Annotated in this window: 23 protein-coding genes; 16 read left to right on the plus strand and 7 right to left on the minus strand. The window is 71.2% G+C overall.

What is annotated here, in order from left to right; translation table 11 throughout:
• Positions 1–5 precede the first annotated feature (5 nt).
• The 6 genes from folP (at position 6) to HFP48_RS09120 (ending at position 4,078) form a co-directional block, all read left to right on the plus strand.
• Positions 6–887: a dihydropteroate synthase gene (gene folP, locus HFP48_RS09095; RefSeq protein WP_029542462.1), complete on the plus strand. Its 882-nt coding sequence runs from the start codon at positions 6–8 to the stop codon at positions 885–887.
• Positions 884–1,801 (plus strand): glucosyl-3-phosphoglycerate synthase, encoded by a 918-nt coding sequence (locus tag HFP48_RS09100; RefSeq protein WP_029542464.1) that lies wholly within the window; start codon positions 884–886, stop codon positions 1,799–1,801. Before folP ends, HFP48_RS09100 begins: the two co-directional genes overlap by 4 nt.
• A 42-nt stretch (positions 1,802–1,843) precedes the next feature.
• Positions 1,844–2,224, plus strand: a complete 381-nt coding sequence (locus tag HFP48_RS09105; protein WP_043799256.1) for a DivIVA domain-containing protein — start codon at positions 1,844–1,846, stop codon at positions 2,222–2,224.
• Between the two features lie 2 nt (positions 2,225–2,226).
• Complete coding sequence (locus HFP48_RS09110; RefSeq protein WP_168579374.1) at positions 2,227–2,823, plus strand: DNA-3-methyladenine glycosylase I; 597 nt, start codon at positions 2,227–2,229, stop codon at positions 2,821–2,823.
• 123 nt (positions 2,824–2,946) lie between these two features.
• Positions 2,947–3,114 carry a DUF3117 domain-containing protein gene (locus HFP48_RS09115; RefSeq protein ID WP_003936084.1) on the plus strand — a complete coding sequence of 56 codons (168 nt, stop codon included), beginning with the start codon at positions 2,947–2,949 and terminating at the stop codon, positions 3,112–3,114.
• A 112-nt stretch (positions 3,115–3,226) separates the two neighbouring features.
• Positions 3,227–4,078: a putative RNA methyltransferase gene (locus HFP48_RS09120; protein ID WP_006938800.1), complete on the plus strand. Its 852-nt coding sequence runs from the start codon at positions 3,227–3,229 to the stop codon at positions 4,076–4,078.
• Between the two features lie 10 nt (positions 4,079–4,088).
• Here HFP48_RS09120 and glgA read toward each other — a convergent pair whose 3' ends face one another.
• Entirely contained in the window at positions 4,089–5,264 is a 1,176-nt protein-coding gene (glgA, locus tag HFP48_RS09125; RefSeq protein ID WP_029542466.1) for a glycogen synthase, read from the minus strand.
• 87 nt (positions 5,265–5,351) lie between these two features.
• Here glgA and glgC point away from each other — a divergent pair, with 87 nt between their 5' ends.
• Positions 5,352–6,566: a glucose-1-phosphate adenylyltransferase gene (gene glgC, locus HFP48_RS09130; RefSeq protein WP_037200697.1), complete on the plus strand. Its 1,215-nt coding sequence runs from the start codon at positions 5,352–5,354 to the stop codon at positions 6,564–6,566.
• 19 nt (positions 6,567–6,585) lie between these two features.
• Here glgC and HFP48_RS09135 read toward each other — a convergent pair whose 3' ends face one another.
• Complete coding sequence (locus tag HFP48_RS09135) at positions 6,586–7,215, minus strand: O-methyltransferase (protein ID WP_065922827.1); 630 nt, start codon at positions 7,213–7,215, stop codon at positions 6,586–6,588.
• Positions 7,216–7,459: 244 nt separating this feature from the next.
• Here HFP48_RS09135 and sigE point away from each other — a divergent pair, with 244 nt between their 5' ends.
• The 4 genes from sigE to tatB all read left to right on the plus strand — a co-directional run bounded on the left by sigE (position 7,460) and on the right by tatB (position 10,563).
• The gene (gene sigE, locus HFP48_RS09140) at positions 7,460–8,086 is read left to right on the plus strand and encodes an RNA polymerase sigma factor SigE (protein ID WP_006938796.1); all 627 of its coding nucleotides are present in this window, start codon (positions 7,460–7,462) and stop codon (positions 8,084–8,086) included.
• 16 nt (positions 8,087–8,102) lie between these two features.
• The gene (locus HFP48_RS09145) at positions 8,103–8,456 is read left to right on the plus strand and encodes a zf-HC2 domain-containing protein (RefSeq protein ID WP_029542469.1); all 354 of its coding nucleotides are present in this window, start codon (positions 8,103–8,105) and stop codon (positions 8,454–8,456) included.
• Positions 8,457–8,646: 190 nt separating this feature from the next.
• Entirely contained in the window at positions 8,647–10,098 is a 1,452-nt protein-coding gene (locus HFP48_RS09150; RefSeq protein WP_037201547.1) for a trypsin-like peptidase domain-containing protein, read from the plus strand.
• Between the two features lie 84 nt (positions 10,099–10,182).
• On the plus strand, positions 10,183–10,563 hold the full coding sequence (gene tatB / locus HFP48_RS09155) for a Sec-independent protein translocase protein TatB (protein ID WP_168579375.1): 381 nt from the start codon (positions 10,183–10,185) through the stop codon (positions 10,561–10,563).
• A gap of 70 nt (positions 10,564–10,633) precedes the next feature.
• Here the strand turns inward: tatB and HFP48_RS09160 are convergent, their stop codons facing one another.
• The 5 genes from HFP48_RS09160 to HFP48_RS09180 form a co-directional block, all read right to left on the minus strand.
• On the minus strand, positions 10,634–11,767 hold the full coding sequence (locus HFP48_RS09160) for a P-loop NTPase (RefSeq protein ID WP_006938786.1): 1,134 nt from the start codon (positions 11,765–11,767) through the stop codon (positions 10,634–10,636).
• Positions 11,768–11,792: 25 nt separating this feature from the next.
• Positions 11,793–12,671 carry a lytic murein transglycosylase gene (locus HFP48_RS09165; protein ID WP_006938784.1) on the minus strand — a complete coding sequence of 293 codons (879 nt, stop codon included), beginning with the start codon at positions 12,669–12,671 and terminating at the stop codon, positions 11,793–11,795.
• A gap of 159 nt (positions 12,672–12,830) precedes the next feature.
• The gene (locus tag HFP48_RS09170) at positions 12,831–13,820 is read right to left on the minus strand and encodes a hypothetical protein (protein WP_168579376.1); all 990 of its coding nucleotides are present in this window, start codon (positions 13,818–13,820) and stop codon (positions 12,831–12,833) included.
• An 88-nt stretch (positions 13,821–13,908) separates the two neighbouring features.
• Positions 13,909–14,436, minus strand: coding sequence for a DUF1003 domain-containing protein (locus HFP48_RS09175; RefSeq protein ID WP_029542474.1), 528 nt, complete (start codon positions 14,434–14,436; stop codon positions 13,909–13,911).
• Positions 14,429–15,703 (minus strand): CBS domain-containing protein, encoded by a 1,275-nt coding sequence (locus HFP48_RS09180; protein WP_029542476.1) that lies wholly within the window; start codon positions 15,701–15,703, stop codon positions 14,429–14,431. Before HFP48_RS09180 ends, HFP48_RS09175 begins: the two co-directional genes overlap by 8 nt.
• Before the next feature lie 58 nt (positions 15,704–15,761).
• On the opposite strand from HFP48_RS09180, the gene HFP48_RS09185 reads away from it, so the two are divergent.
• The 5 genes from HFP48_RS09185 to HFP48_RS09205 all read left to right on the plus strand — a co-directional run bounded on the left by HFP48_RS09185 (position 15,762) and on the right by HFP48_RS09205 (position 20,609).
• Positions 15,762–16,718: a CoA ester lyase gene (locus HFP48_RS09185; RefSeq protein ID WP_029542478.1), complete on the plus strand. Its 957-nt coding sequence runs from the start codon at positions 15,762–15,764 to the stop codon at positions 16,716–16,718.
• A gap of 131 nt (positions 16,719–16,849) precedes the next feature.
• Positions 16,850–17,338 (plus strand): general stress protein, encoded by a 489-nt coding sequence (locus HFP48_RS09190; RefSeq protein ID WP_003936099.1) that lies wholly within the window; start codon positions 16,850–16,852, stop codon positions 17,336–17,338.
• A gap of 136 nt (positions 17,339–17,474) precedes the next feature.
• Complete coding sequence (locus HFP48_RS09195; RefSeq protein ID WP_029542479.1) at positions 17,475–18,809, plus strand: ABC transporter substrate-binding protein; 1,335 nt, start codon at positions 17,475–17,477, stop codon at positions 18,807–18,809.
• Positions 18,806–19,771, plus strand: a complete 966-nt coding sequence (locus HFP48_RS09200) for a sugar ABC transporter permease (RefSeq protein ID WP_006938769.1) — start codon at positions 18,806–18,808, stop codon at positions 19,769–19,771. The genes HFP48_RS09195 and HFP48_RS09200 overlap by 4 nt, the downstream gene beginning before the upstream one ends.
• Before the next feature lies 1 nt (position 19,772).
• Positions 19,773–20,609: a carbohydrate ABC transporter permease gene (locus HFP48_RS09205; RefSeq protein WP_006938767.1), complete on the plus strand. Its 837-nt coding sequence runs from the start codon at positions 19,773–19,775 to the stop codon at positions 20,607–20,609.
• The last annotated feature ends 4 nt before the right edge of the window (positions 20,610–20,613 follow it).

The following is a 20,613-nucleotide window of genomic DNA, read 5'->3' on the forward strand; positions in this document are numbered from 1 at the left end:
AAATCATGACCGCCTCCGTCACCGTCTCGCCGACCCTCTGCGGCCGCCCGGTCGCCACCGACCGGGCCCTGGTGATGGCGATCGTCAATCGCACCCCGGACTCGTTCTACGACCGGGGCGCGACCTTCACCGACGACGCTGCGATGGCGGCCGTGGATCGGGCCGTGGCCGAGGGCGCGGACCTCGTCGACATCGGCGGCGTGAAGGCCGGCCCCGGCGAGGTGGTCGACGCGGCGGAGGAGACCCGGCGGGTGGTGCCGTTCGTCGCGGCGATCCGGGCCCGCCACCCCGGGCTGCTCATCAGCGTCGACACCTGGCGCAGCGACGTCGCGCGGCGCGCGGTGGCGGAGGGGGCGGATCTGATCAACGACACGTGGGCGGGTGCCGATCCGGAACTGGTGACCGTCGCGGCCGAACTCGGCGCGGGCATCGTCTGCTCGCACACCGGAGGTGCGGTCCCGCGCACCCGGCCGCACCGCGTGCGCTACACCGACGTCGTCGCCGAGGTGACGCGCGAGATCGTCGCCGCGGCCGAGCGGGCCGCGAAGGCCGGGGTGCCCGGCGACGCCATCCTCATCGATCCGACCCACGATTTCGGCAAGAACACCTTCCACGGCCTCGAGTTGTTGCGGCACGTGGACGTTCTCGTAAATACCGGGTGGCCCGTGCTCATGGCGCTGAGCAACAAGGACTTCATCGGGGAGACTCTGGGGGTGGAACTCGCCGACCGGTTGGAGGGCACATTGGCAGCGACAGCACTTGCGGCCGCGGCAGGCGCGCGGATGTTTCGGGTGCACGAGGTGGCGGCGACCCGTCGCGTGGTCGACATGGTGGCGGCCGTCGTCGGCACGCGCCCCCCGGCGCGCACCGTCAGGGGGCTGGCATGAGCACCGCGATGACCCGGCCGTGGGCCGAGGCGAACAGCTGGGACGAGCCCGGATGGAGCATCGCCGAACTCGAACGCGCGAAGCGGGGCCGAACCGTGTCGGTGGTGCTGCCCGCGCTCAACGAGGAGACGACCGTCGCGGGGGTGGTGGACACCATCCATCCGCTGCTCGGCGGGCTGGTCGACGAGCTGATCGTGCTGGACTCGGGGTCTACCGACCGCACGGCGGAGCGGGCCCGCAGCGCCGGCGCCCGCGTCCTCTCCCGGGAAGAGGCGGTGCCGGGCCTCGCCCCGGTGCCCGGCAAGGGGGAGGTGCTGTGGCGCTCCGTCGCGGCCACCACGGGTGATCTCATCGCGTTCGTGGATTCGGACCTCCTCGACCCCGATCCGGCGTTCGTCCCCAAGCTGCTCGGACCGCTGCTCACCGGCGACGGAATCCACCTGGTCAAGGGCTATTACCGCCGCCCGCTCCGGGTCAGCGGCGCCGAGGAGGCCAACGGCGGGGGGCGGGTCACGGAACTGGTGGCGCGGCCGCTGCTCGCGGCGCTGCGGCCGGAGCTGACGTGCGTGCTGCAGCCGCTGGGCGGCGAGTACGCCGGTACCCGGGAACTGCTGTCGGCGGTGCCGTTCGCGCCCGGCTACGGCGTCGAGATCGGGCTGCTGCTCGACACCTACGACCGGCTCGGGATCGGCGCGATCGCCCAGGTCAACCTCGGCGTGCGCAAGCACCGGAACCGGCCGCTCGGGGAGCTGGGGGTGATGAGCCGGCAGATCGTCGGCACCATGCTCGCTCGCTGTGGGATCCCCGACTCGGGGGCGGGCCTGACCCAGTTCCTGGTGGACGGCGACGCGTTCGTCCCCGTCACCACGGAGGTCAGCCTCGCGGACCGGCCCCCGGCCGCCACCGTGGCCTGACGCCCCGGGCGCCCTGTCGGTGGCCCGTGCCAAGATCGGTACATGCTGACGGTTCTGCTCTACCTGCTCGTCATGGTGGTCGTCGGCGCGGTGCTGTTCCTCGTGGCGAGCGCGGTGTTCGGCCGCGGGGAGACCCTGGCGCCGATCCCGCCGGGCACCACCGCCACGGCCCTGCCGGTCACCGACGTGACCGGCGCGGACGTCCGGGATCTGCGTTTCCAGCAGGTGCTGCGGGGCTACAAGACCGCCGAGGTGGACTGGGCGCTCGACCGGCTCTCGCACGAGATCGACGACCTGCGGGCCAGGCTCGCCGCGTACGAGGACGCCGAGCGGGGCACGCCCGGTGGCGACGCCGCGGTGGGGCAGGCCGACGCATCCGTTGCGGTAGAGGCCGCAGGGGACCGCTCGGACAGGGGGGAGTAGCGATGGACGAGGACCGGGTGCGCTGTCCGTGGGCGGTGGATCCGCCGGGGTCCACGCTGTACCGGGACTACCACGACGAGGAGTGGGGCCGCGAGCTGCACGGGCGCGACGAGCTGTTCGAGCGCCTTGCCCTCGAGGCGTTCCAGTCGGGGCTGTCGTGGCTGACGATCCTGCGCAAGCGGGAGGCGTTCCGGTCGGCGTTCGCGGGGTTCGACGTCGAGGTGGTCGCCCGCTACACGGACGACGACGTCGCTCGCCTGCTCGGCGACGCCGGCATCGTCCGGAACCGGCGCAAGGTCGAGGCGGTGGTCGCCAACGCCCGGGCGGTGCTCGACCTGGAGGGCACGGACCTCGACGCGCTGCTGTGGTCGTTCGCGCCGGCGCGGCGCGCCCGGCGGTTCCGCTCCGTGGCGGAGGTGCCGGCGGTGACACCGGAGTCGACGGCAATGGCCCGCGAACTGAAGCGGCGCGGCTTCGCGTTCGTCGGTCCTACCACGGCGTATGCGCTCATGCAGGCCACCGGCATGGTCGACGATCACCTCGCCGACTGCTGGGTCGAGACGGACGTTCGACCAGTTTCCGGCCACATTAAGGCATAGTCAGCTACCCGGCGGTCGGCCGGATAGGGAAGAATGATGTGGCGAGCCTCGTCGAATTCCGACGAGGCCCCCACGGTAACCCACGCGCGCAAGAGTCGAGCGCAGATTTGGAGGGAGCAGAGGATGGCGGCCATGAAGCCCCGGACCGGGGACGGTCCCCTCGAAGCAACCAAAGAGGGACGAGGAATCGTCATGAGGGTTCCACTCGAGGGTGGCGGACGTCTGGTCGTCGAACTCACGCCGGAGGAAGCTGCAGCGCTCGGCGAAGAGCTCAAGGGCGTCACCAGCTAGGTGTCGGCACCCGGCGACGATTCGCCGGGTTCTCCGGGCCCCGCGCTCCACGGTGCGCGGGGCCCGTTGCTGTTCGTACTCCGGTGCTCTTCGTTTCTCGGAAGGACTGCCCGTGCTCGACGCGGTGACCGATCTGCTCGCCTGCCCGCAGTGCGAGCGCGGACTCGATCTCGACGACGGCGTGCTGCTGTGCGAGGCCGGGCACAGCTTCGATGTCGCCCGCCAGGGGTATGTCAGCCTCCTCACCGGGGCCGCGACGCGGTTCACCGGCGACACCGCGGAGATGATCGCCGCGCGGGCGGACTTCCTCGAGGCGGGACACTACGATCCGCTGCGCGACGCCGTCGCCCGCGCCTGTGCCGAGCGTCCCGGCGGCGACGGCACCGCCCGCGTCCTCGAGGTGGGCGCCGGCACCGGGCGGTATCTCGCGGCGGTGCTCGACGCGCTGCCGGGCAGCCGCGGCGTCGGGCTCGACGTGTCCAAGCCCGCGGTCCGGCGCATCGCCCGCAGCCATCCCCGCGTCGGGGCCGTGCTCGCCGACGTGTGGCGGCAGTGGCCGATCCGCAGCGGCGTCCTCAGCCACGTGCTGTCCGTCTTCGCGCCGCGCAACGCCGCCGAGACGCACCGGGTCCTCGCGCCGGGCGGCGTGCTCGTCGTCGCGGCCCCCACCCCGTCGCACCTGCGCGAGCTGGTGGCCCTGCCCGGCATGGTCCAGGTGGACGAGCGCAAGACCGAGCGGCTCGGGGCGGCCCTGTCCGGCGCGTTCGAGCGGGTCGACCGCGCCGACGTGCAGTACACCCTGGAGCTCGACCGTCCGGCACTCGGACAGCTGGCCGGCATGGGGCCCTCGGGGCACCACCTGACCGCCGAGCGGCTGGCGGAGCTGGTCTCGGGGCTGCCGGAGCCGTTCCCGGTGACCGCCTCGGTGACCGTCACCGTGTGGGAACGGCGCGCGACGCACTGAGCCGGGACGCTCAGTGCCGCGCGGCGGCGACCTCCTGGTACACCGCGAGGGTCTGCCGCGCGATCTGCGCCCAGGAGAACTCCGCGATGGCCCGCACCCGTCCGGCCCGGCCCATCTCCGCAGCCAGGGCGGCGTCGCCGGCGACCTCGTTGATCGCCGCGGCCAGCGCCTGCTCGTACGCCCGCGGCTCGTAGGAGTTGTAGTGCACGAGCCGGCCGGTGACCCCGTCCTCGACGACCTCGGGGATGCCACCGACGTCCGACGCGACGACAGCGGTCTCGCAGGCCATCGCCTCGAGGTTCACGATACCCAGTGGCTCGTACACCGATGGGCACACGAAAACTGATGCCGCGGAAAGGATCTCACGGACCGAGTCGGTGGGGAGCATCTCGCGGACCCAGAAGACGTTGCCGCGCCGGCGCTCGAGTTCGGCCACCGCCTGCTCGGTCTCGGCGGCGATCTCCGGGGTGTCCGGCGCGCCGGCGCACAGCACCAGCTGAATCCCGGGGTCCACGTCGTGGGCGGCGGCGATGAGGTGCCCGACGCCCTTCTGGCGCGTGATGCGCCCGACGAACGCGACGATCGGCCGATCGGGGTCCACCCCGATCTTCTCCAGGGCGGACGGCTCGCCCGGCTCGGCCGGCCCCGGGTGCCACACCCCGGTGTCGATGCCGTTGCGCACCACGTGCACACGGGCCGGGTCGACGAACGGATATGCGTCCAGCACGTCGAGGCGCATCCCAGCGCTGACCGCGATGACCGCGTCCGCGTGCTCGACCGCGTTGCGTTCGGACCACGAGGAGACGCGGTAGCCGCCGCCCAGCTGCTCGGCCTTCCACGGCCGGCGCGGTTCGAGCGAATGTGCCGTCAGCACGTGCGGCACGTCGTACAGCTCGGCGGCGAGATGCCCCGCGAGGCCGGTGTACCAGGTGTGGGAGTGGACGACGCCGGCACCGCTCGCGGCGTGCGCCATCCGCAGCTCGGCGGACAGCGTCGTCAGCGCCGGGTTGGCGCCCGCCAGTTCGGGGTCGGGTCCGTGGACGAAGGCGCCCTCGCGGGGCGCCCCCATGCAGTGCACGTCGACTTCGCACAGCCGGCGCAACTGCGCAACCAATTCGGTGACGTGCACGCCGGCACCACCGTAGACCTCCGGCGGGTACTCCCGCGTCATCATTGCCACCCGCACCGGATCAAACTATCCGGCGCGTGACGTTCCGGCCACCGATGGGCCTCTTCGCTGGCGGCGGAGGGGGGTGGCGGATAGGTTGACTGTGTGAGGAGCCAGCCCCATGTGCTTGGAATCGTGCTCGCCGGCGGCGAGGGCAAACGCCTGTATCCGCTGACGGCGGACCGCGCGAAACCGGCGGTACCGTTCGGCGGTGCCTACCGACTGATCGACTTCGTGCTGAGCAACCTGGTCAACGCCGGGTTCCTGCGGATCTGCGTGCTGACCCAGTACAAGTCCCATTCGCTGGACCGGCACATCTCCCAGACCTGGCGCCTGTCGGGCTTCACCGGCGAGTACATCACCCCGGTGCCGGCGCAGCAGCGGCTCGGGCCGCGCTGGTACACCGGCAGCGCCGACGCCATCCTCCAGTCGCTCAACCTCGTCTACGACGAGGATCCGGAGTACATCGTGGTGTTCGGCGCCGACCACGTCTACCGGATGGACCCGGAGCAGATGGTGAGCCAGCACATCGAGTCCGGCGCGGGCGTGACCGTCGCCGGCATCCGGGTACCCCGCAGCGAGGCGTTCGCGTTCGGTTGCATCGACACCGACGAGCAGGGCCGCATCACCCAGTTCCTCGAAAAGCCCGCGCACCCGCCCGGCACCCCGGACGATCCCAACGTCACCTTCGCCTCGATGGGCAACTACGTCTTCACCACCAAGGTGCTGGTGGAGGCGCTGCGGGCGGACTCCGAGAACCCGGACTCGGACCACGACATGGGCGGCGACATCATCCCCGCCCTCGTCGCGCAGGGCGCCGCGCACGTCTACGACTTCAACGACAACGTCGTGCCGGGCGCCACCGAACGCGACCGTGGCTACTGGCGCGACGTCGGCACCCTCGACGCGTTCTACGACGCGCACATGGACCTGGTGTCGGTGCACCCGATCTTCAACCTCTACAACCGGCGCTGGCCGATCCGCGGCGCCTCCGAGATGTGGCCGCCGGCGAAATTCGTCCAGGGCGGTCTCGCGCAGGAGTCGATCGTCGGATCGGGCAGCATCCTGTCGGCCGCCACCGTCCGCAACTCGGTGCTCAGCTCCAACGTCATGATCGAGGACGGCGCCACCGTCGAGGGCAGTGTCCTGATGCCGGGCGTGCGCATCGGCAAGGGCGCGGTCGTGCGGCGCGCGATCCTCGACAAGAACGTCGTCGTCGGCGACGGCGAGATCATCGGCGTGGACCTCGAACGCGACCGGCAGCGCTTCGCCGTCAGCAGCGGCGGCGTCGTCGCCATCGGCAAGGGCGTGTGGATCTGATCGGGGCGTGCGCCGGGGCCTAGAGCTTGGCGGCGCAGAGCAGCCCGTCGCCCACCGGCAGCAGCACCGGTGCAAGACGCTCGTCGGTCACCACGGCCCGCGTCGCCTCTCGGACGGCGAGGACGGCGGAGTCACGCTCGCCCGGGTCGGCGACGCGGCCGCAGAGCAGCGCGTTGTGCAACACGATGACCCCGCCCGGTCGCAACAGCCGCACGCCCTCGCGGACGTAGTGCGGATGATCGGCGGGGGTGGCGTCGACGAAGACCAGGTCGTAGGCCGAGTCGGCCAGCCGTGGCAGCACGTCCAGCGCGCGCCCGTTGATCAGCCGGGTGCGGGAGGCCGTGACGCCGGCCTCCCGGAACGCGGTCTTGGCGGCACGCTGATGCTCGGGCTCGCTGTCGATGGTGGTGAGGACGCCGTCCTCGCGCAGGCCCCGCAGCAGCCAGAGTCCGCTGACGCCGGCGCCGGTGCCGACCTCGACGACCGTCCGGGCGTCGAGCATGCGGGTGAACATCGTCAGGGCCGCGCCCACTGCTGCCGGGATCGGATCTGCGCCGAGATCGAGGGCACGCTCACGCGCCAGGGCGAGGTTCTCGTCCTCGGTGACGTTCTCGACGTGGGCCAGGATCCGTTCGGCATTCGTGTGCACCCCAGTGAGGTTATCGTCGCCGGGGGCCGGTCGCAGGCAGGCGCGCACGGCGGGTGGATTCTCAGGCGATGCTCAGGTTGCTCATATCGGCACCACATCCCCGTGCGTGAGGGTGTAGATACCACATCAGACCGCACCGACAGCGCGATCGGGGTACCGGGAACAAGCCGGCGCCCCCGGGTGTTGGACGAAGACACCGACACCCACGATCAGCGGTCCCGAAGAGGAGGATCCAGCGATCCACATGGCCGATTCCCCCCAGCTCCCCAGCCCCGACGCCGAGCCCACGGCCGACGTCGAGCTCACCGGCACGGCAGTGTTCGACGCCACCGGTGACCGTGCGGTGATGCCGTCGTGGGACGAGCTGGTGCGCGAGCACGGCGACCGGGTGTACCGGCTCGCCTACCGCTTGTCCGGAAACGCGCAGGACGCCGAGGACCTCACCCAGGACACGTTCATCCGGGTCTTCCGCTCGCTGCAGAACTACCAGCCGGGCACCTTCGAGGGCTGGTTGCACCGCATCACCACCAACCTGTTCCTCGACATGGTCCGGCGCCGCAACCGCATCCGCATGGAGGCGCTGCCCGAGGACTACGACCGCGTGCCCTCCGAGGGCCCCGACCCCGAGCAGATCTACCACGATGCCCGGCTCGGCGCCGACCTGCAGTCCGCCCTGGACTCGCTGGCGCCGGACTATCGTGCTGCTGTCGTCCTGTGTGACATCGAAGGCCTGTCCTACGAGGAGATCGGTGCCACACTGGGAGTCAAGCTCGGCACGGTGCGCAGCCGCATCCATCGCGGACGGCAGGCGCTGCGTGAGCACCTGCGCGAGCATGGGAAGGTCGAAGTCGGTCGAGTCGATGCGGGGTAGCCGCCAGGAGGATTTCATGACGAGGGCACACCCGACCCGCCGGTTCGGTTCCACGGAGCACCTGGCGAGTGAGGCTGTGGCAGCGTACGTGGACGGCGAACTGCGGATGAACGCGTATCTCCGGGCGGCCGAGCACCTGGCCGTGTGCCCGGAGTGCGCCACGGAGGTCGAGGCCCAGCAGCAGGCCCGGCGCGCGTTGCGCGACGCCGCCCGGACGGCGCCGCCCCCGATGCCGAGTTCCCTCCTGGGTGCCCTCGCCGACATCCCGCAGCACCACCAGGACCTGTCCGCGCCCGGCTTCGGGGGAGTGCTGGCGGCCGACCAGTCCTGGCCCGCCGGGCGGCGCTGGCCGATCCGTTGGCGCCGTTGACGGTGCTCGCGTCCTTCCGCGCCGTGATCGACCCGCGACGGTCGGTGGCGGTGCCACCGGTGCCATCGGTGATACTGGGCACCGTGACTGACGGACACGGGGGAGACGGGCACGCGTGACAGCGGAATCAGTGGAGTCCGAGCGCCGGGCCGCCTCGACGTCGGACACGGACGGCGCTCCCGCGCCGGGCGTGTCGCACCGCGCCGACGCCCCGCGCCTGCAGCCCCGCCCGGTCTATCGCCCGGACGTCGACGCCGCCGCCAGCAGCGTCTTCGGCCGGCCGGCCGGTACGACGGGCTCGTTCGGCCGGTCCGCCGAGGAACGGGCCGCGGAGCCGCGGGTCGGCCACGGTGCGCCCGCCGATCCGGTGCTGGCCGAGGCGTTCGGCCGACCCGTGGGCACCTCCGAGATCCTGCAGCGGCCCCCGGCCGACCCGGATGCCGAGACCGATGCGGACGGCCCCGAGCCCGACCCGTGGCGCGACCCCACGACGAACGTGCGCCTGGGCGCGCCTGCGCAGGCCCGCGACGAGCGCCCGTTGCCGCCCGCCCCGAAGCTCACGCTGCGGGAAGTCCTCTTCGGCGGTCGGATCGAGACCCGCGCCCTCGCGACGCTGGCGGCGGTCGCGCTGACCATCGGCATGATCGGCGGTCTCGTCGTCGCGCTGATCACGTCCGACACCGGCTCCCTCACCAGCCGCAGCGTGACGCTGGCCCAGGTGGAGCAGGACGGCGACCTGCCGACCGGGCAGGTGGCCCGCGTGGCCGACGCGGTGCTGCCCGCCGTCGTCTCCATCCAGGTCACCGTCGGCGACGAGTCCGGCACCGGGTCCGGTGTCGTGATCGACGGTGCCGGATACATCGTCACCAACAACCACGTGATCTCGATGGCCGCGACCGGTCCGGACGCGAAGATCCAGGTCACCTTCAACGACGGCACCAAGGTGCCCGCACAGATCGTCGGGCGCGACATCAAGACCGACCTGGCAGTGCTCTCCGTCGACGTGGACAACCTCACGGTCGCCGAACTGGGCCGTTCCGGGGACGTGCAGGTCGGTGAGGACGTCATCGCCGTGGGTTCGCCGCTCGGGTTGAGCAAGACCGTCACCCGCGGCATCGTCAGCGCCCTCAACCGGCCGATGCGCCTGGGCGGTCAGGGCACCGACACCGACGCCGTGATCGACGCGGTGCAAACCGACGCCTCCATCAACCCCGGCAACTCCGGCGGCCCGCTCGTCGACGCCGAGGGCCGCGTCATCGGCATCAACTCGGCCATCAAGACCGAGACCGGCGGTTCCGTCGGTCTGGGGTTCGCCATTCCCATCGACGACGTCACCGCCGTCACCCAGGAACTGATCCGCACCGGCGCGATGCGTCATCCGGAGATCGGCGTCAACGCCCGCAGCGTCGTCAACGACGTCGCCAGCGGCGCCGAGGTGGCCAACGTGCAGGAGGGCAGCCCCGCGCAGCAGGCCGGGATCGTCGAGGGCGACGTGATCGTCAAGGTCGGGGACCGCGAGGTCACCAGCGCGGACGAGTTGGTCGTCGCGGTCCACGCCCAGAAGATCGGCGAGCCGGTGACGGTGCAGCTGGTCCGCTCGGGCCGTCTCGTGGACGTGCAGGTGACCCCCCAGTCCGACTGACCGTCGGCTCCCTGTTCGCTGGGAATTCGCTGTGACCTGGGTCCTCCGGGCTGCGAACGGCGCGGCACCACGTACCCTGGAGCGGTGTTCGGCAACATCGGTTGGGGCGAATTCATGGTCCTCCTCGTCGCGGCGCTCGTGGTCCTCGGCCCCGAGCGGCTGCCCGGCGCGGTGTCGTGGGTGACCAAGTCGCTGCGGCAGGTCCGCGATTACGCGTCCGGCGCGAAGGAGCAGCTGAAGGAGGAGCTGGGCCCCGAGTTCGACGACCTGCGTCAACCCCTGTCCGAACTCAACGAGCTGCGCGGCATGACGCCCAAGGCGGTCATCACCAAGCACCTGCTGGACGGCGACGAATCGCTGCTCACCGGCAACTTCGACAAGCCCGGCACCAAGCCGGTGAGCAAGCCCGTCCCGCCGCCGCTGGCGGCCGGGGAGAAGCCCCCCATCGACTCCGACGCGACGTAGGCCGCTGCGCGGCCGGTGTGTCCTTCGGGCGGCAGGAGCAACCCGAAGGGCACACCGGCGCCGCAGGCGCCTACAGGTGGCGGGTGGTGTCGATCCCCAGCGACATGCCGGCCAGGCCGCGGCGCCGCACGGCGAGCTTCTCGGCGATCTCGCGCAGCGCCGTACCCGCAGGCGACTCGGGGGCGCTGAGAACGATCGGGGTGCCGGCGTCGCCGGCCTCGCGCACCGCCGGATCGAGCGGGATCTGGCCCAGCAGCGGGACGGTCGCGCCGACGGCGCGGGTGAGCCGCTCGGAGACGGCCTGACCGCCGCCCGTGCCGAACACGTCCATCCGGGTACCGTCGGGCAGTTCGAGCCACGACATGTTTTCCACGACGCCGACGATGCGCTGGCGGGTCTGCAGCGCGATGGAGCCGGCCCGTTCGGCGACCTCTGCGGCGGCCTGCTGCGGCGTGGTGACGACGAGGATCTCGGCGCCCGGGATCAGCTGCGCGACGGAGATCGCCACGTCGCCGGTGCCGGGCGGCAGGTCGAGCAGCAGCACGTCCAGATCGCCCCAGAACACGTCGGCGAGGAACTGCTGCAGCGCACGGTGCAGCATCGGTCCGCGCCAGACCACGGGCGTGTTGCCCTGGGTGAACTGGGCGATGGAGATCATCTTCACGTCGTGCGCGACGGGCGGCATGATCATCCGCTCCACCTGGGTGGGCTTGGCGTCGGTGCCGAGCATCCGTGGGATGGAATGGCCGTAGATGTCGGCGTCGAGCACGCCGACGGACAGGCCCCGCGCGGCCATCGCGGCGGCGAGGTTAACCGTGACGGAGGACTTGCCGACCCCGCCCTTGCCGGAGGCCACCGCGTAGACGCGGGTGAGCGAGCCGGGCTGGGCGAACGGGATGACCGGCTCGGTGGAGTCGCCGCGCAGCGACTTGCGCAGCTCGGTGCGCTGCTCGTCGGTCATGACGTCGAGCTCGACGCGCACGGCGGAGACCCCGGCGACGTCGGCGACGGCCTTGGTGACGCGGTCGGTGATCTCGGTGCGCAGCGGACAGCCGGCGGTTGTCAGGTAGATGCCGACGTCGACGCTGCCGTCGCCGCCGATCTCGATGCTCTTGACCATGCCGAGCTCGGTGATGGGCTTGCGGATCTCGGGATCCTGGACCCGCGCCAGGGCGCTGCGAACGTCGGACTCGCTGACTGCCATGGCATCAATCGTAGGTGGCGCCCGATCAGTGGATGCGCGGCAGGTCCGCCGCGCTGGGGGTGACACCGGTCGAATAGGCGGCCGACCAGGCGAGCACGTTGGCAACGTATGCCATCGAGTTGTTGTAGCGATGGATGGCCTTGGTGGCCTGCGCGATGTCGTGCATGTTGTTTCCGCCGTCGCACAGGTACTTGGCGGTGGTGAGGGTGGAGTCGTACAGGTTCTGCGGGTCGGCGTCGCCGTCGCCGTCACCGTCACCGGCGTAGAGCTTCCACGTGGACGGGATGAACTGCATGGGGCCGACCGCCCGGTCGTAGACGGTGTCGCCGTCCAGGGTGCCGCCGTCGGTGTCACGGATGACGGCCTGGCCACGCAGGCTGCCGTCGAGCGGCAGGCCGATCACGGGTTCGAGGAGGTTGCCCTTGTCGTCGGCCTTGCCACCCTTGGCGTGGCCGGACTCGACCTGGCCGATGCCGGCGAGCAGCGTCCAGTACATGTTGCAGCCGGGGTTCTCGGCGGCGAGGATCCGCTCGGCGTTCTGGTAGGCGGCGAAGTTGATGCCGGGGATCCCGAGGGGGCCGGGCTGCAGCGGCGCCGGGGCGGCGGGTGCGGGCTCCGGGGCGGGCGCGGGGGCCGCCGCGGGTTCCGCGGTAGGCTCCGGAGCGGTCATGAGGGCGGCTGCGGCGGCGACGTCGCGGGAGACCCCGTCGGCGACGTAGGTGGTCTCGGACGCGGCGGTCACGGGCTCGGCCACCGCTTCGGTGTCCTGGACGCCGAACAGGGTCTTCGGGCTCGCACCGGCGCTGGTGGCGGCGGCGACCACGCCGACCGGAACCAGTCCGGTGAGGGCGATGACCGAATTGCGGCGAAGCTTGGACTCCGAAGGCTTTCTGTGCCGGCCCACTCGATACCTCCTGGGCGCCTACCCCGAGACGCTTTCGTTACATGGCGGTATCGACCATACATGAAGTGATGCGTTTCCGTTACCCTACCGTGATGTAACGCGCTGAGCTGGGCATACGGTGGCAGGGAGGGGTTACCGGGAGATCGAGTCGTGACCGGATCAGGGCACGGGCGGCGCCGGGCACAGCGCCGGGACGAGACACGGCAGCGGCGGCAGCACCGGCGCGGGCGGCGGTGTCCCGACGACCGGCGCGGGGGCGGGGTCCGGCTCGACCGCGGGCGCCGGGACCGGCCCCGGTGGGGGCGCACCGGTGGTCCCGGCGACGGGAGCCGGGACGGTCTCGGCGACGTCGACGGTGTTCGGCAAGGCCGGAACGGCCGGCGTGGCCGACGGCATCGGGGGTGGCACGACGATCCCCGGCGAGACCGCGGCGCCCTTCTCGTAGGCGGCCGACCAGGCCTGCACGTTGGAGACGAACTCGGGCGACGGGTCGAACCGGGCCGCTGCCCGGGCGCGGGCGTCGGGCTCGGCGAGGCGAGCGTCGTCCGAGCACAGCCAGGTGCCGGCCGCCAGGGTGGCGTCGAAGACGTTCTGCGGGTCGGCGGCGCCATCCGCATTGCCGTCCGCCGAGAACTGCGACCACACCGCCGGGGGCAGCTGCATCGGCCCGAGCCTGCCGGTCCCGGGGGCCACACGCGCGGTGGTGAGGGTGCCGAGCACGTCGGTGCGTCCCGAATCGGCGTGCTGCGAGGTGATCCGTCCGATCGCCGCGAGCAGATGCCACGGCAGCGCGCACCCGGGCTCGCTGATCGCTAGCTGCATCTCGGCCGCCCGGTACGCGTAGAGCACCAGTTCGGGGATCGCCAGGGGGCCCTCACCGGCCATCACGGGTGACGGCTGTCCGGGAGCGACCGTGACCGCGGGCGGTAGGTCCGCGGCGGGATCGGGAGCCGTGCTCGCGGCTCCGCGCACGGGCCGCGTCGTCGCCGGATCCGCCGGCAGTACCCCGACCCCGGTGCTGCCGTCCGCCGCCGTCACGACGACCGGCTCCGTGTTCTCCGTCGCGGCCACCGTCGCCGGCGACGACGCGACCGCCGCGAACCCCGCGCCGAGCACCACCGGCACCGCGATCAGACCCTGCCAGCGCACGCCATCACCCCACAGACCTACTCGTCGCGGACCGTTACCCCACCGACACCATCGACCGGCTGTGATGAACGTTACAGCGAGTCACGTCTCAGCGGCGGGGAGGGCGCGGTTTACCGGCCGTCGTCGTTGCCGTGTCCTCCTCCCCCGGCTCGATCAGCAGTGCGCGCAGATCGTCGAGTTCGCGGCGCAGATAGTCGCGGGTGGCCACCTCGCCGACGGCCAGCCGCAGCGCCGCCAGCTCACGCGCGAGGAACTCGGTGTCCGCCTTGGTCTGGGCGGCGCGGGCCCGGTCCACCTCGAGGGAGACCCGGTCCCGGTTCTCCTGCCGGTTCTGGGCGAGCAGGATCAGCGGCGCGGCGTACGCGGCCTGCGTGGAGAACGCGAGGTTCAGCAGGATGAACGGGTACGGGTCCCACTGCAGCGCGACGGCGAAGACGTTGAGCAGGATCCACACGATCACCACGACGGTCTGGATGGCCAGATAGCGCCCGGTGCCGAGGAACCGGGCGATCGACTCGCTGACGCGCCCGACGGCCTCGACGTCGAAGTTGACCCGGAAGCGGCCGGTGCGGGGGGTGTCGAGGCGCTGCCGGGCCACGGCGGAACGGTCACTCATCGTCGGCCTCCTCCTCGCGCCAGTCCTCGGGCAGCAGGTGGTCGAGCACGTCGTCGACCGTCACGGCACCGAGCAGGTGCCCCTCGTCGTCCAGCACGGGCCCGCACACCAGGTTGTACGTCGCGAAGTACCGGGTGACCGCGGTGAGCGAGTCGTCCGGGTCCAGTCGCGGCAGGTCGTTGTCGACGATCCCGCCCACCAGGCCGGCCGGCGGCTCCCGGAGCAGCTGCTGCAGGTGCACGCAGCCCAGATACTTGCCCGTCGGGGTCGCGGTGGGCGGCCGCACCACGAACACCATCGACGCGAGCGCCGGCGTGAGGTCCGGGTCGCGGACCCGGGCCAGCGCCTCGGCCACCGTCGTCGCCGGGGTGAGCACCACCGGCTCGGGGGTCATCAGGCCGCCGGCGGTGTCGGGGGAGTGCTCGAGCAACCGCCGCACCGGCTCCGAATCCTCCGGATCCATCAGGCGGAGCAGCGACTCGGCCTCCGAGTCGGGCAGCTCACCGAGCAGATCCGCGGCGTCGTCGGGATCCATCGCCTCGAGCAGGTCCGCGGCGCGTTCCACCTCGAGGTGCATCAGCAGATCGGTCTGGTCGTCGGTGGGCAGCTCCTGCACGACGTCGGCGAGCCGCTCGTCGTCCAGCGCGACCGCCACCTCGTGCCGGCGCTTCTCCGGCAGCTCGCGGAGCGCGTTCGCGACGTCGGCGGCGCGCATGTCCTCGAACTGCAGCAGCAGCTGCGAGACGCCCTGGCCGGGCATCCCGAGGTTGGTGTAGGTCAGACCGTGCACGTGCTGCCAGTCCACGACGTGGATCGCGGACCTCCGGCCCAGCCGGCCGCGGTGCGCGCGCACGGCCACCCGCGAGACCAGCCAGTCCCGGGTGCGGGTCAGTTCGATGCCGAGGTCGACGACGACCACGTCCACGCCCGCGAGCTCGCCCAGCTCGGGATCGTCGACCCGGACCTTCGAATCGAGCACCTGCGCGAGCGCCAGCACCTCGGTCGGCCGCTGCGTGAACCGGCGCAGGCTCACGTTGCCGGTGTTCAGGGTGACGGCGCCCGGCTCGATCGCCGTCACCCGCAGCATCGGCACGAATATTCGCTTGCGCGTTGGCAGTTCGACGACCAGGCCGAGCACCCGGGGCTGCTGCCGGCCGATCCGGATGGTGAGCACGACGTCGCGCACCCGGCCGATCGACTCGCCGTCGGGCCCGAGGACCACCAGACCGGCGAGCCTCGCCGCGAATACCTTGCTCACTGCTGCCATGATGGTCAGGCTAGAACGTGCGGTCGTCGATTTCGGAACACGGAGGTCTGCCCAGCCCATGTCGTTCGACTTCAGGCCCCGAAGGTCCGTGCTCGCCGTTCCCGGCAGCAGCCGCAAGATGATCGACAAGGCCAAGGGCCTCGCCGCCGACGAGGTGTTCCTCGACCTCGAGGACGCCGTCTCCCCGCTGGCGAAGGAGCAGGCCCGCACGACGATCGTCGAGGCCCTCAACGAGGACGGATGGGGCGAGCAGCTGAAGGTGGTGCGGGTCAACGACTGGACGACCGACGCCACCTACCTCGACGTCGCCACCGTGGTGGGCGGCGCCGGCGCGCACCTCGACGCGATCCTGCTGCCGAAGGTCCCCGACGCGAGCCACGTGCAGGCGCTCGATCTGCTGCTGACCCAGGTGGAGAAGGCCCACGGCCTCGAGGTGGGCCGCATCGGCATCGAACCGCAGATCGAGGACGCACTCGGGTTGACCAACATCAACGCCATCGCCACGGCGAGCCCGCGCGTCCGGACCCTGGTGTTCGGCCCGGCCGACTTCATGGCGAGCATCAACATGCGCACCCTCGTCGTCGGTGAGCAGCCCGACGGCTACGACCGCGGCGACGCCTACCACCACATCCTCATGACCATCCTCATGGCGGCCCGGGCCCACGGCCTGCAGGCGATCGACGGGCCGTACCTGCAGATCCGCGACGTCGAGGCGTTCCGGCGCTCGGCGCAGCGGACCGCTGCCCTCGGCTTCGACGGCAAGTGGGTGCTGCACCCCAGCCAGATCGACGCCGCGAACGAGGTCTTCAGCCCGCGGCAGGAGGACTACGACAAGGCCGAGATGATCCTCGACGCCTACGAGTGGCACACCTCCGCGGCCGGCGGCGCGCGCGGCGCCGCGATGCTCGGGGACGAGATGATCGACGAGGCCAGCCGCAAGATGGCGCTGGTGATCTCCGCGAAGGGCCGGGCGGCCGGGATGACCCGCACCACGAAGTTCGAGCCGCCGCAGTAGGCGGCTGCGCCGCCGGTGCGTCCTTCGGGCGGCGGAAACAACCCAAAGGACGCACCGGCGCCGAAGGCGCACACGGGCAGAATGGACAGGTGCGCCGGATCGGGGCGCGCAGTCACGAGAAGGAGCCGAAGATGACCAACCCCCTCGGACAGCCGGGACGCGCCACGCCGGGCCTGCCGACTCCGCCGAGCGGCTGGCCGGTCGGTTCGTACACCACCTACGCCGAGGCGCAGCGGGCTGTCGACCACCTCTCGGACCAGTCCTTCCCGGTCGAGGACGTCACCATCGTGGGCGTCGACCTCATGCAGGTCGAGCGGGTCACCGGCCGGTTGACGTGGGCGAAGGTGATCGGGGGCGGCATCGCCTCCGGCGCCTGGCTCGGTCTGTTCTTCGGCCTGCTGCTCGGGATCTTCTCGACCGACTTCCTCGGCCCCCTGCTCGTCGGCATGGTCGGCGGCATCGTCTTCGGCCTGATCTCCACGACGATCCCGTACGCCGCGACGCGCGGCCAGCGTGACTTCTCGTCGACGATGCAGCTGGTGGCCGGCCGTTACGACGTGCTGTGCGCGCCGCGCAACGCCGAACGGGCCCGGGACCTGCTCGCCAAGCTCGCGTTGTAAACCGTTCGATCACAGTTCCGCTCCGGGCGGCAGTTGGGTCGCGCGCCGGCGCCCGGTGCGTTACGTTCGCACCAAGTGTGACGGAAGTCACCGTCGCGCTGGACGACGGGCGGAGGCTGCGGTGCGGAGACGGGCGGTGAGGGTCGGACTGGTGGGTGCCGCGGCGGTGCTCGCGCTGTCGTCGGTCGCGGCGTGCGGCAGCGAGTCCAGCGGGACGGTACTGAGTTTCTACACCGCCGCCGACGGTGCGGAGCAGTACGCCGCCGCGGCGGCGAACTGCACGGCCGCCGCCGGCGGCAGGTACACGATCGAGCAGCGCACCCTGCCGAAGGGCGCCGACGACCAGCGGCTGCAGCTCGCGCGGCGGCTCACCGGCGATGACGACACGCTGGACCTGATGACCCTCGACGTGGTATGGACGGCCGAGTTCGCCGAGGCGGGATGGGCGCTGCCGCTGCCGCCGGACGTCGCGGCCTCGGTGTCCGAGGGCACCCTCGCCGGGCCGCTGGCCTCGGCGACGTGGCAGGACACCCTGTACGCGGCTCCGCTGAACACGAACACCCAGTTGCTCTGGTACCGCAAGGACCTGATGCCCGGCGGCCGCCCGCCGCAGACGTGGGACGAGATGATCGACATCGCGAGCGGGCTCGCGGACGAGGGCCGGCCCAGCTGGATCGGGGTGCAGGCCCGCCAGTACGAGGGCCTGATGGTGTGGTTCAACACCCTGCTCGCCAGCGCGGGCGGATCCGTCGTCGCCGAGGACGGCACCACCGTCACCGTGGCCGACGGTGACGCCGCCGTGACGGCCCTCGACATCATGAAGCGCGTGGCGACGGCGCCCGGTGCGGATCCGTCGCTGAACCAGTCCGACGAGGCCGCCGCCCGCCTGGGCATGGAGAGCGGCAAGGCCGCCTTCCAGGTGAACTGGCCGTTCGTCTACCCCGGCATCCTCGAGAACGCCGAGAAGGGCTTCCTGCCCTCCATCGACGACAACGGCAACGTGACCGCCGAGAACACCGGCAACACGGTGCTGACGGTGAACGGCGAGCAGAACTTCCTCCCCGCGCCGTACCCGGCGGTGATCGCTGGCACGCCCGCACGGGTCACCATCGGCGGGTTCAACATCGCTGTCGCCCGCACCAGCCGCAACCCCGACCTGGCGTTCGAGGCGATGCAGTGCCTGCGCAACGAGGAGAACCAGCGCAACAACGCCGTCGACGGCGGCGTTCCGCCCACTCTCGCCTCGCTCTACGACGACCCGGAGTTCCAGCAGGCGTATCCCGTGTGGCGGGAGGTGCGCGAGAGCCTCGAGAACGCGGCGGTGCGCCCGGTTTCGCCCGCCTACCAGAGCATTTCGACGCTCATCACCGCCACGCTCAACCCGGTCGACCGGATCGATCCGCCGCGCACGGTCGACGAACTCGCGGAACAGGTTCGCAAGGCGGTCAATTCGGAAGGGCTGATCCCGTGACCACCACGCCCGCAACCAGACCCGTCCCGCCGGCCGAGGGCGCCCGGACCGCACCGTCCCGGCGCGAGAAAGCCCTTCTCTCCGAAGGGAAGAAGGCCGAACGCCGGCTCGGGCTGTGGCTCGTCGCACCCGCGGCGCTGCTGATGCTCGCCGTCACGGCCTACCCGGTGGGGTACGCGGTCTGGCTGAGCCTGCAACGGTACGACCTGCGGTTCCCCGACGAACGCGAGTTCGTCGGACTGGCCAACTACGTCTCGGTCCTCACCGACGCGTTCTGGTGGCAGGCGTTCGCCGTGACCGCCGGGATCACCGTCGTGTCGGTGGCGATCGAGTTCGTCCTCGGCCTGACACTGGCGCTGATCATGCACCGCACCATCGTCGGCAAGGGCACCGTCCGCACCGTGGTGCTGATCCCGTACGGCATCGTCACCGTCGCCGCGGCCTACAGCTGGTACTACGCGTGGACGCCGGGCACCGGTTACCTCGCGAACCTCCTGCCCGAGGGCAGTGCCCCACTGACGCAGCAGCTTCCGTCGCTGGCGATCATCGTGCTCGCCGAGGTGTGGAAGACCACCCCGTTCATGGCGCTGCTGCTGCTCGCCGGGCTGGCCCTCGTTCCGGACGACCTGCTGCGCGCCGCCCAGGTCGACGGCGCCGGCGCATGGACGCGGCTGACCAGGATCATCGTGCCGCTGATGAAGCCGGCGATCCTGGTGGCCCTGCTGTTCCGCACCCTCGACGCCTTCCGCATCTTCGACAACATCTACGTCCTCACGCGCGGATCCAACGGCACGGGCTCGGTGTCGATCCTCGGATACGACAACCTGTTCAAGGCGTTCAACCTCGGGATCGGGTCGGCGATCAGCGTCCTGATCTTCCTGTGCGTGGCCATCATCGCGTTCGTGTTCATCAAGCTGTTCGGGGCGTCCGCACCGGGCTCCGATCCGGAAGGGAAACGGTGACATGACGACGACCGAGACCCCGCGCCGCAAGCTGAGCTGGTCGGTGGTGAACCTGCTCGTCCTGCTGTACGCGCTGATCCCCGTCGTGTGGATCGCCAGCCTGTCCTTCAAGCCGGCCGGCACCATCAAGGACGGCCGGTTCATTCCCCGGGAGTGGACACTCGACAACTACCGCGGGATCTTCCGCACCGACGCGTTCACCAGCGCACTGATCAATTCCATCGGTATCGGGCTGATCGCGACGGTGGTCGCGGTGGTCATCGGCACCATGGCGGCCTACGCCATCGCGCGGCTCGACTTCCCGGGCAAGAAGATCCTCGTCGGCGTGGCGCTGCTGATCGCGATGTTCCCGCAGATCTCCCTCGTCAGCCCGCTCTTCGACATCATCCGCAAACTCGGGCTGTTCGACACGTGGGCCGGCCTGATCATCCCGTACATCACCTTCTCCCTGCCCCTGGCGATCTACACGCTCTCGGCGTTCTTCAAGGAGATCCCGTGGGAGCTCGAGAAGGCCGCCAAGATGGACGGCGCCACACCCGGGCAGGCGTTCCGAAAGGTGGTGGCGCCGCTGGCGGCGCCGGGCATCGTCACCGCCGCGATCCTGGTGTTCATCTTCTGCTGGAACGACCTGTTGTTCGCGATCTCGCTGACCTCCACCGAGCGGTCCATCACCGCGCCCGCGGCGATCGCCAACTTCACCGGGGCCTCGCAGTTCGAGGAGCCCACCGGCTCGATCGCGGCGGCCGCGGTGGTCATCACCATCCCGATCATCGTGTTCGTGCTGATCTTCCAACGTCGCATCGTGGCCGGCCTGACGTCCGGCGCAGTGAAGGGATGACCCA

The sequence above is a fragment of the Rhodococcus sp. DMU1 genome (assembly GCF_012272955.1).
Classification (GTDB): domain Bacteria; phylum Actinomycetota; class Actinomycetes; order Mycobacteriales; family Mycobacteriaceae; genus Rhodococcus; species Rhodococcus aetherivorans.

What these genes read in the sequence shown, in the direction of transcription:
- sigE (WP_006938796.1), top strand. Translation starts at nt 7,460, where the DNA reads ATGGCCGATTCCCCCCAGCTCCCCAGCCCCGACGCCGAGCCCACGGCC.
- HFP48_RS09180 (WP_029542476.1), bottom strand. Translation starts at nt 15,703, where the DNA reads ATGGCAGCAGTGAGCAAGGTATTCGCGGCGAGGCTCGCCGGTCTGGTG.
- HFP48_RS09160 (WP_006938786.1), bottom strand. Translation starts at nt 11,767, where the DNA reads ATGGCAGTCAGCGAGTCCGACGTTCGCAGCGCCCTGGCGCGGGTCCAG.
- HFP48_RS09205 (WP_006938767.1), top strand. Translation starts at nt 19,773, where the DNA reads ATGACGACGACCGAGACCCCGCGCCGCAAGCTGAGCTGGTCGGTGGTG.
- HFP48_RS09185 (WP_029542478.1), top strand. Translation starts at nt 15,762, where the DNA reads ATGTCGTTCGACTTCAGGCCCCGAAGGTCCGTGCTCGCCGTTCCCGGC.
- HFP48_RS09100 (WP_029542464.1), top strand. Translation starts at nt 884, where the DNA reads ATGAGCACCGCGATGACCCGGCCGTGGGCCGAGGCGAACAGCTGGGAC.
- HFP48_RS09115 (WP_003936084.1), top strand. Translation starts at nt 2,947, where the DNA reads ATGGCGGCCATGAAGCCCCGGACCGGGGACGGTCCCCTCGAAGCAACC.
- HFP48_RS09190 (WP_003936099.1), top strand. Translation starts at nt 16,850, where the DNA reads ATGACCAACCCCCTCGGACAGCCGGGACGCGCCACGCCGGGCCTGCCG.
- folP (WP_029542462.1), top strand. Translation starts at nt 6, where the DNA reads ATGACCGCCTCCGTCACCGTCTCGCCGACCCTCTGCGGCCGCCCGGTC.
- HFP48_RS09110 (WP_168579374.1), top strand. Translation starts at nt 2,227, where the DNA reads ATGGACGAGGACCGGGTGCGCTGTCCGTGGGCGGTGGATCCGCCGGGG.
- HFP48_RS09145 (WP_029542469.1), top strand. Translation starts at nt 8,103, where the DNA reads ATGACGAGGGCACACCCGACCCGCCGGTTCGGTTCCACGGAGCACCTG.
- HFP48_RS09175 (WP_029542474.1), bottom strand. Translation starts at nt 14,436, where the DNA reads ATGAGTGACCGTTCCGCCGTGGCCCGGCAGCGCCTCGACACCCCCCGC.
- HFP48_RS09105 (WP_043799256.1), top strand. Translation starts at nt 1,844, where the DNA reads ATGCTGACGGTTCTGCTCTACCTGCTCGTCATGGTGGTCGTCGGCGCG.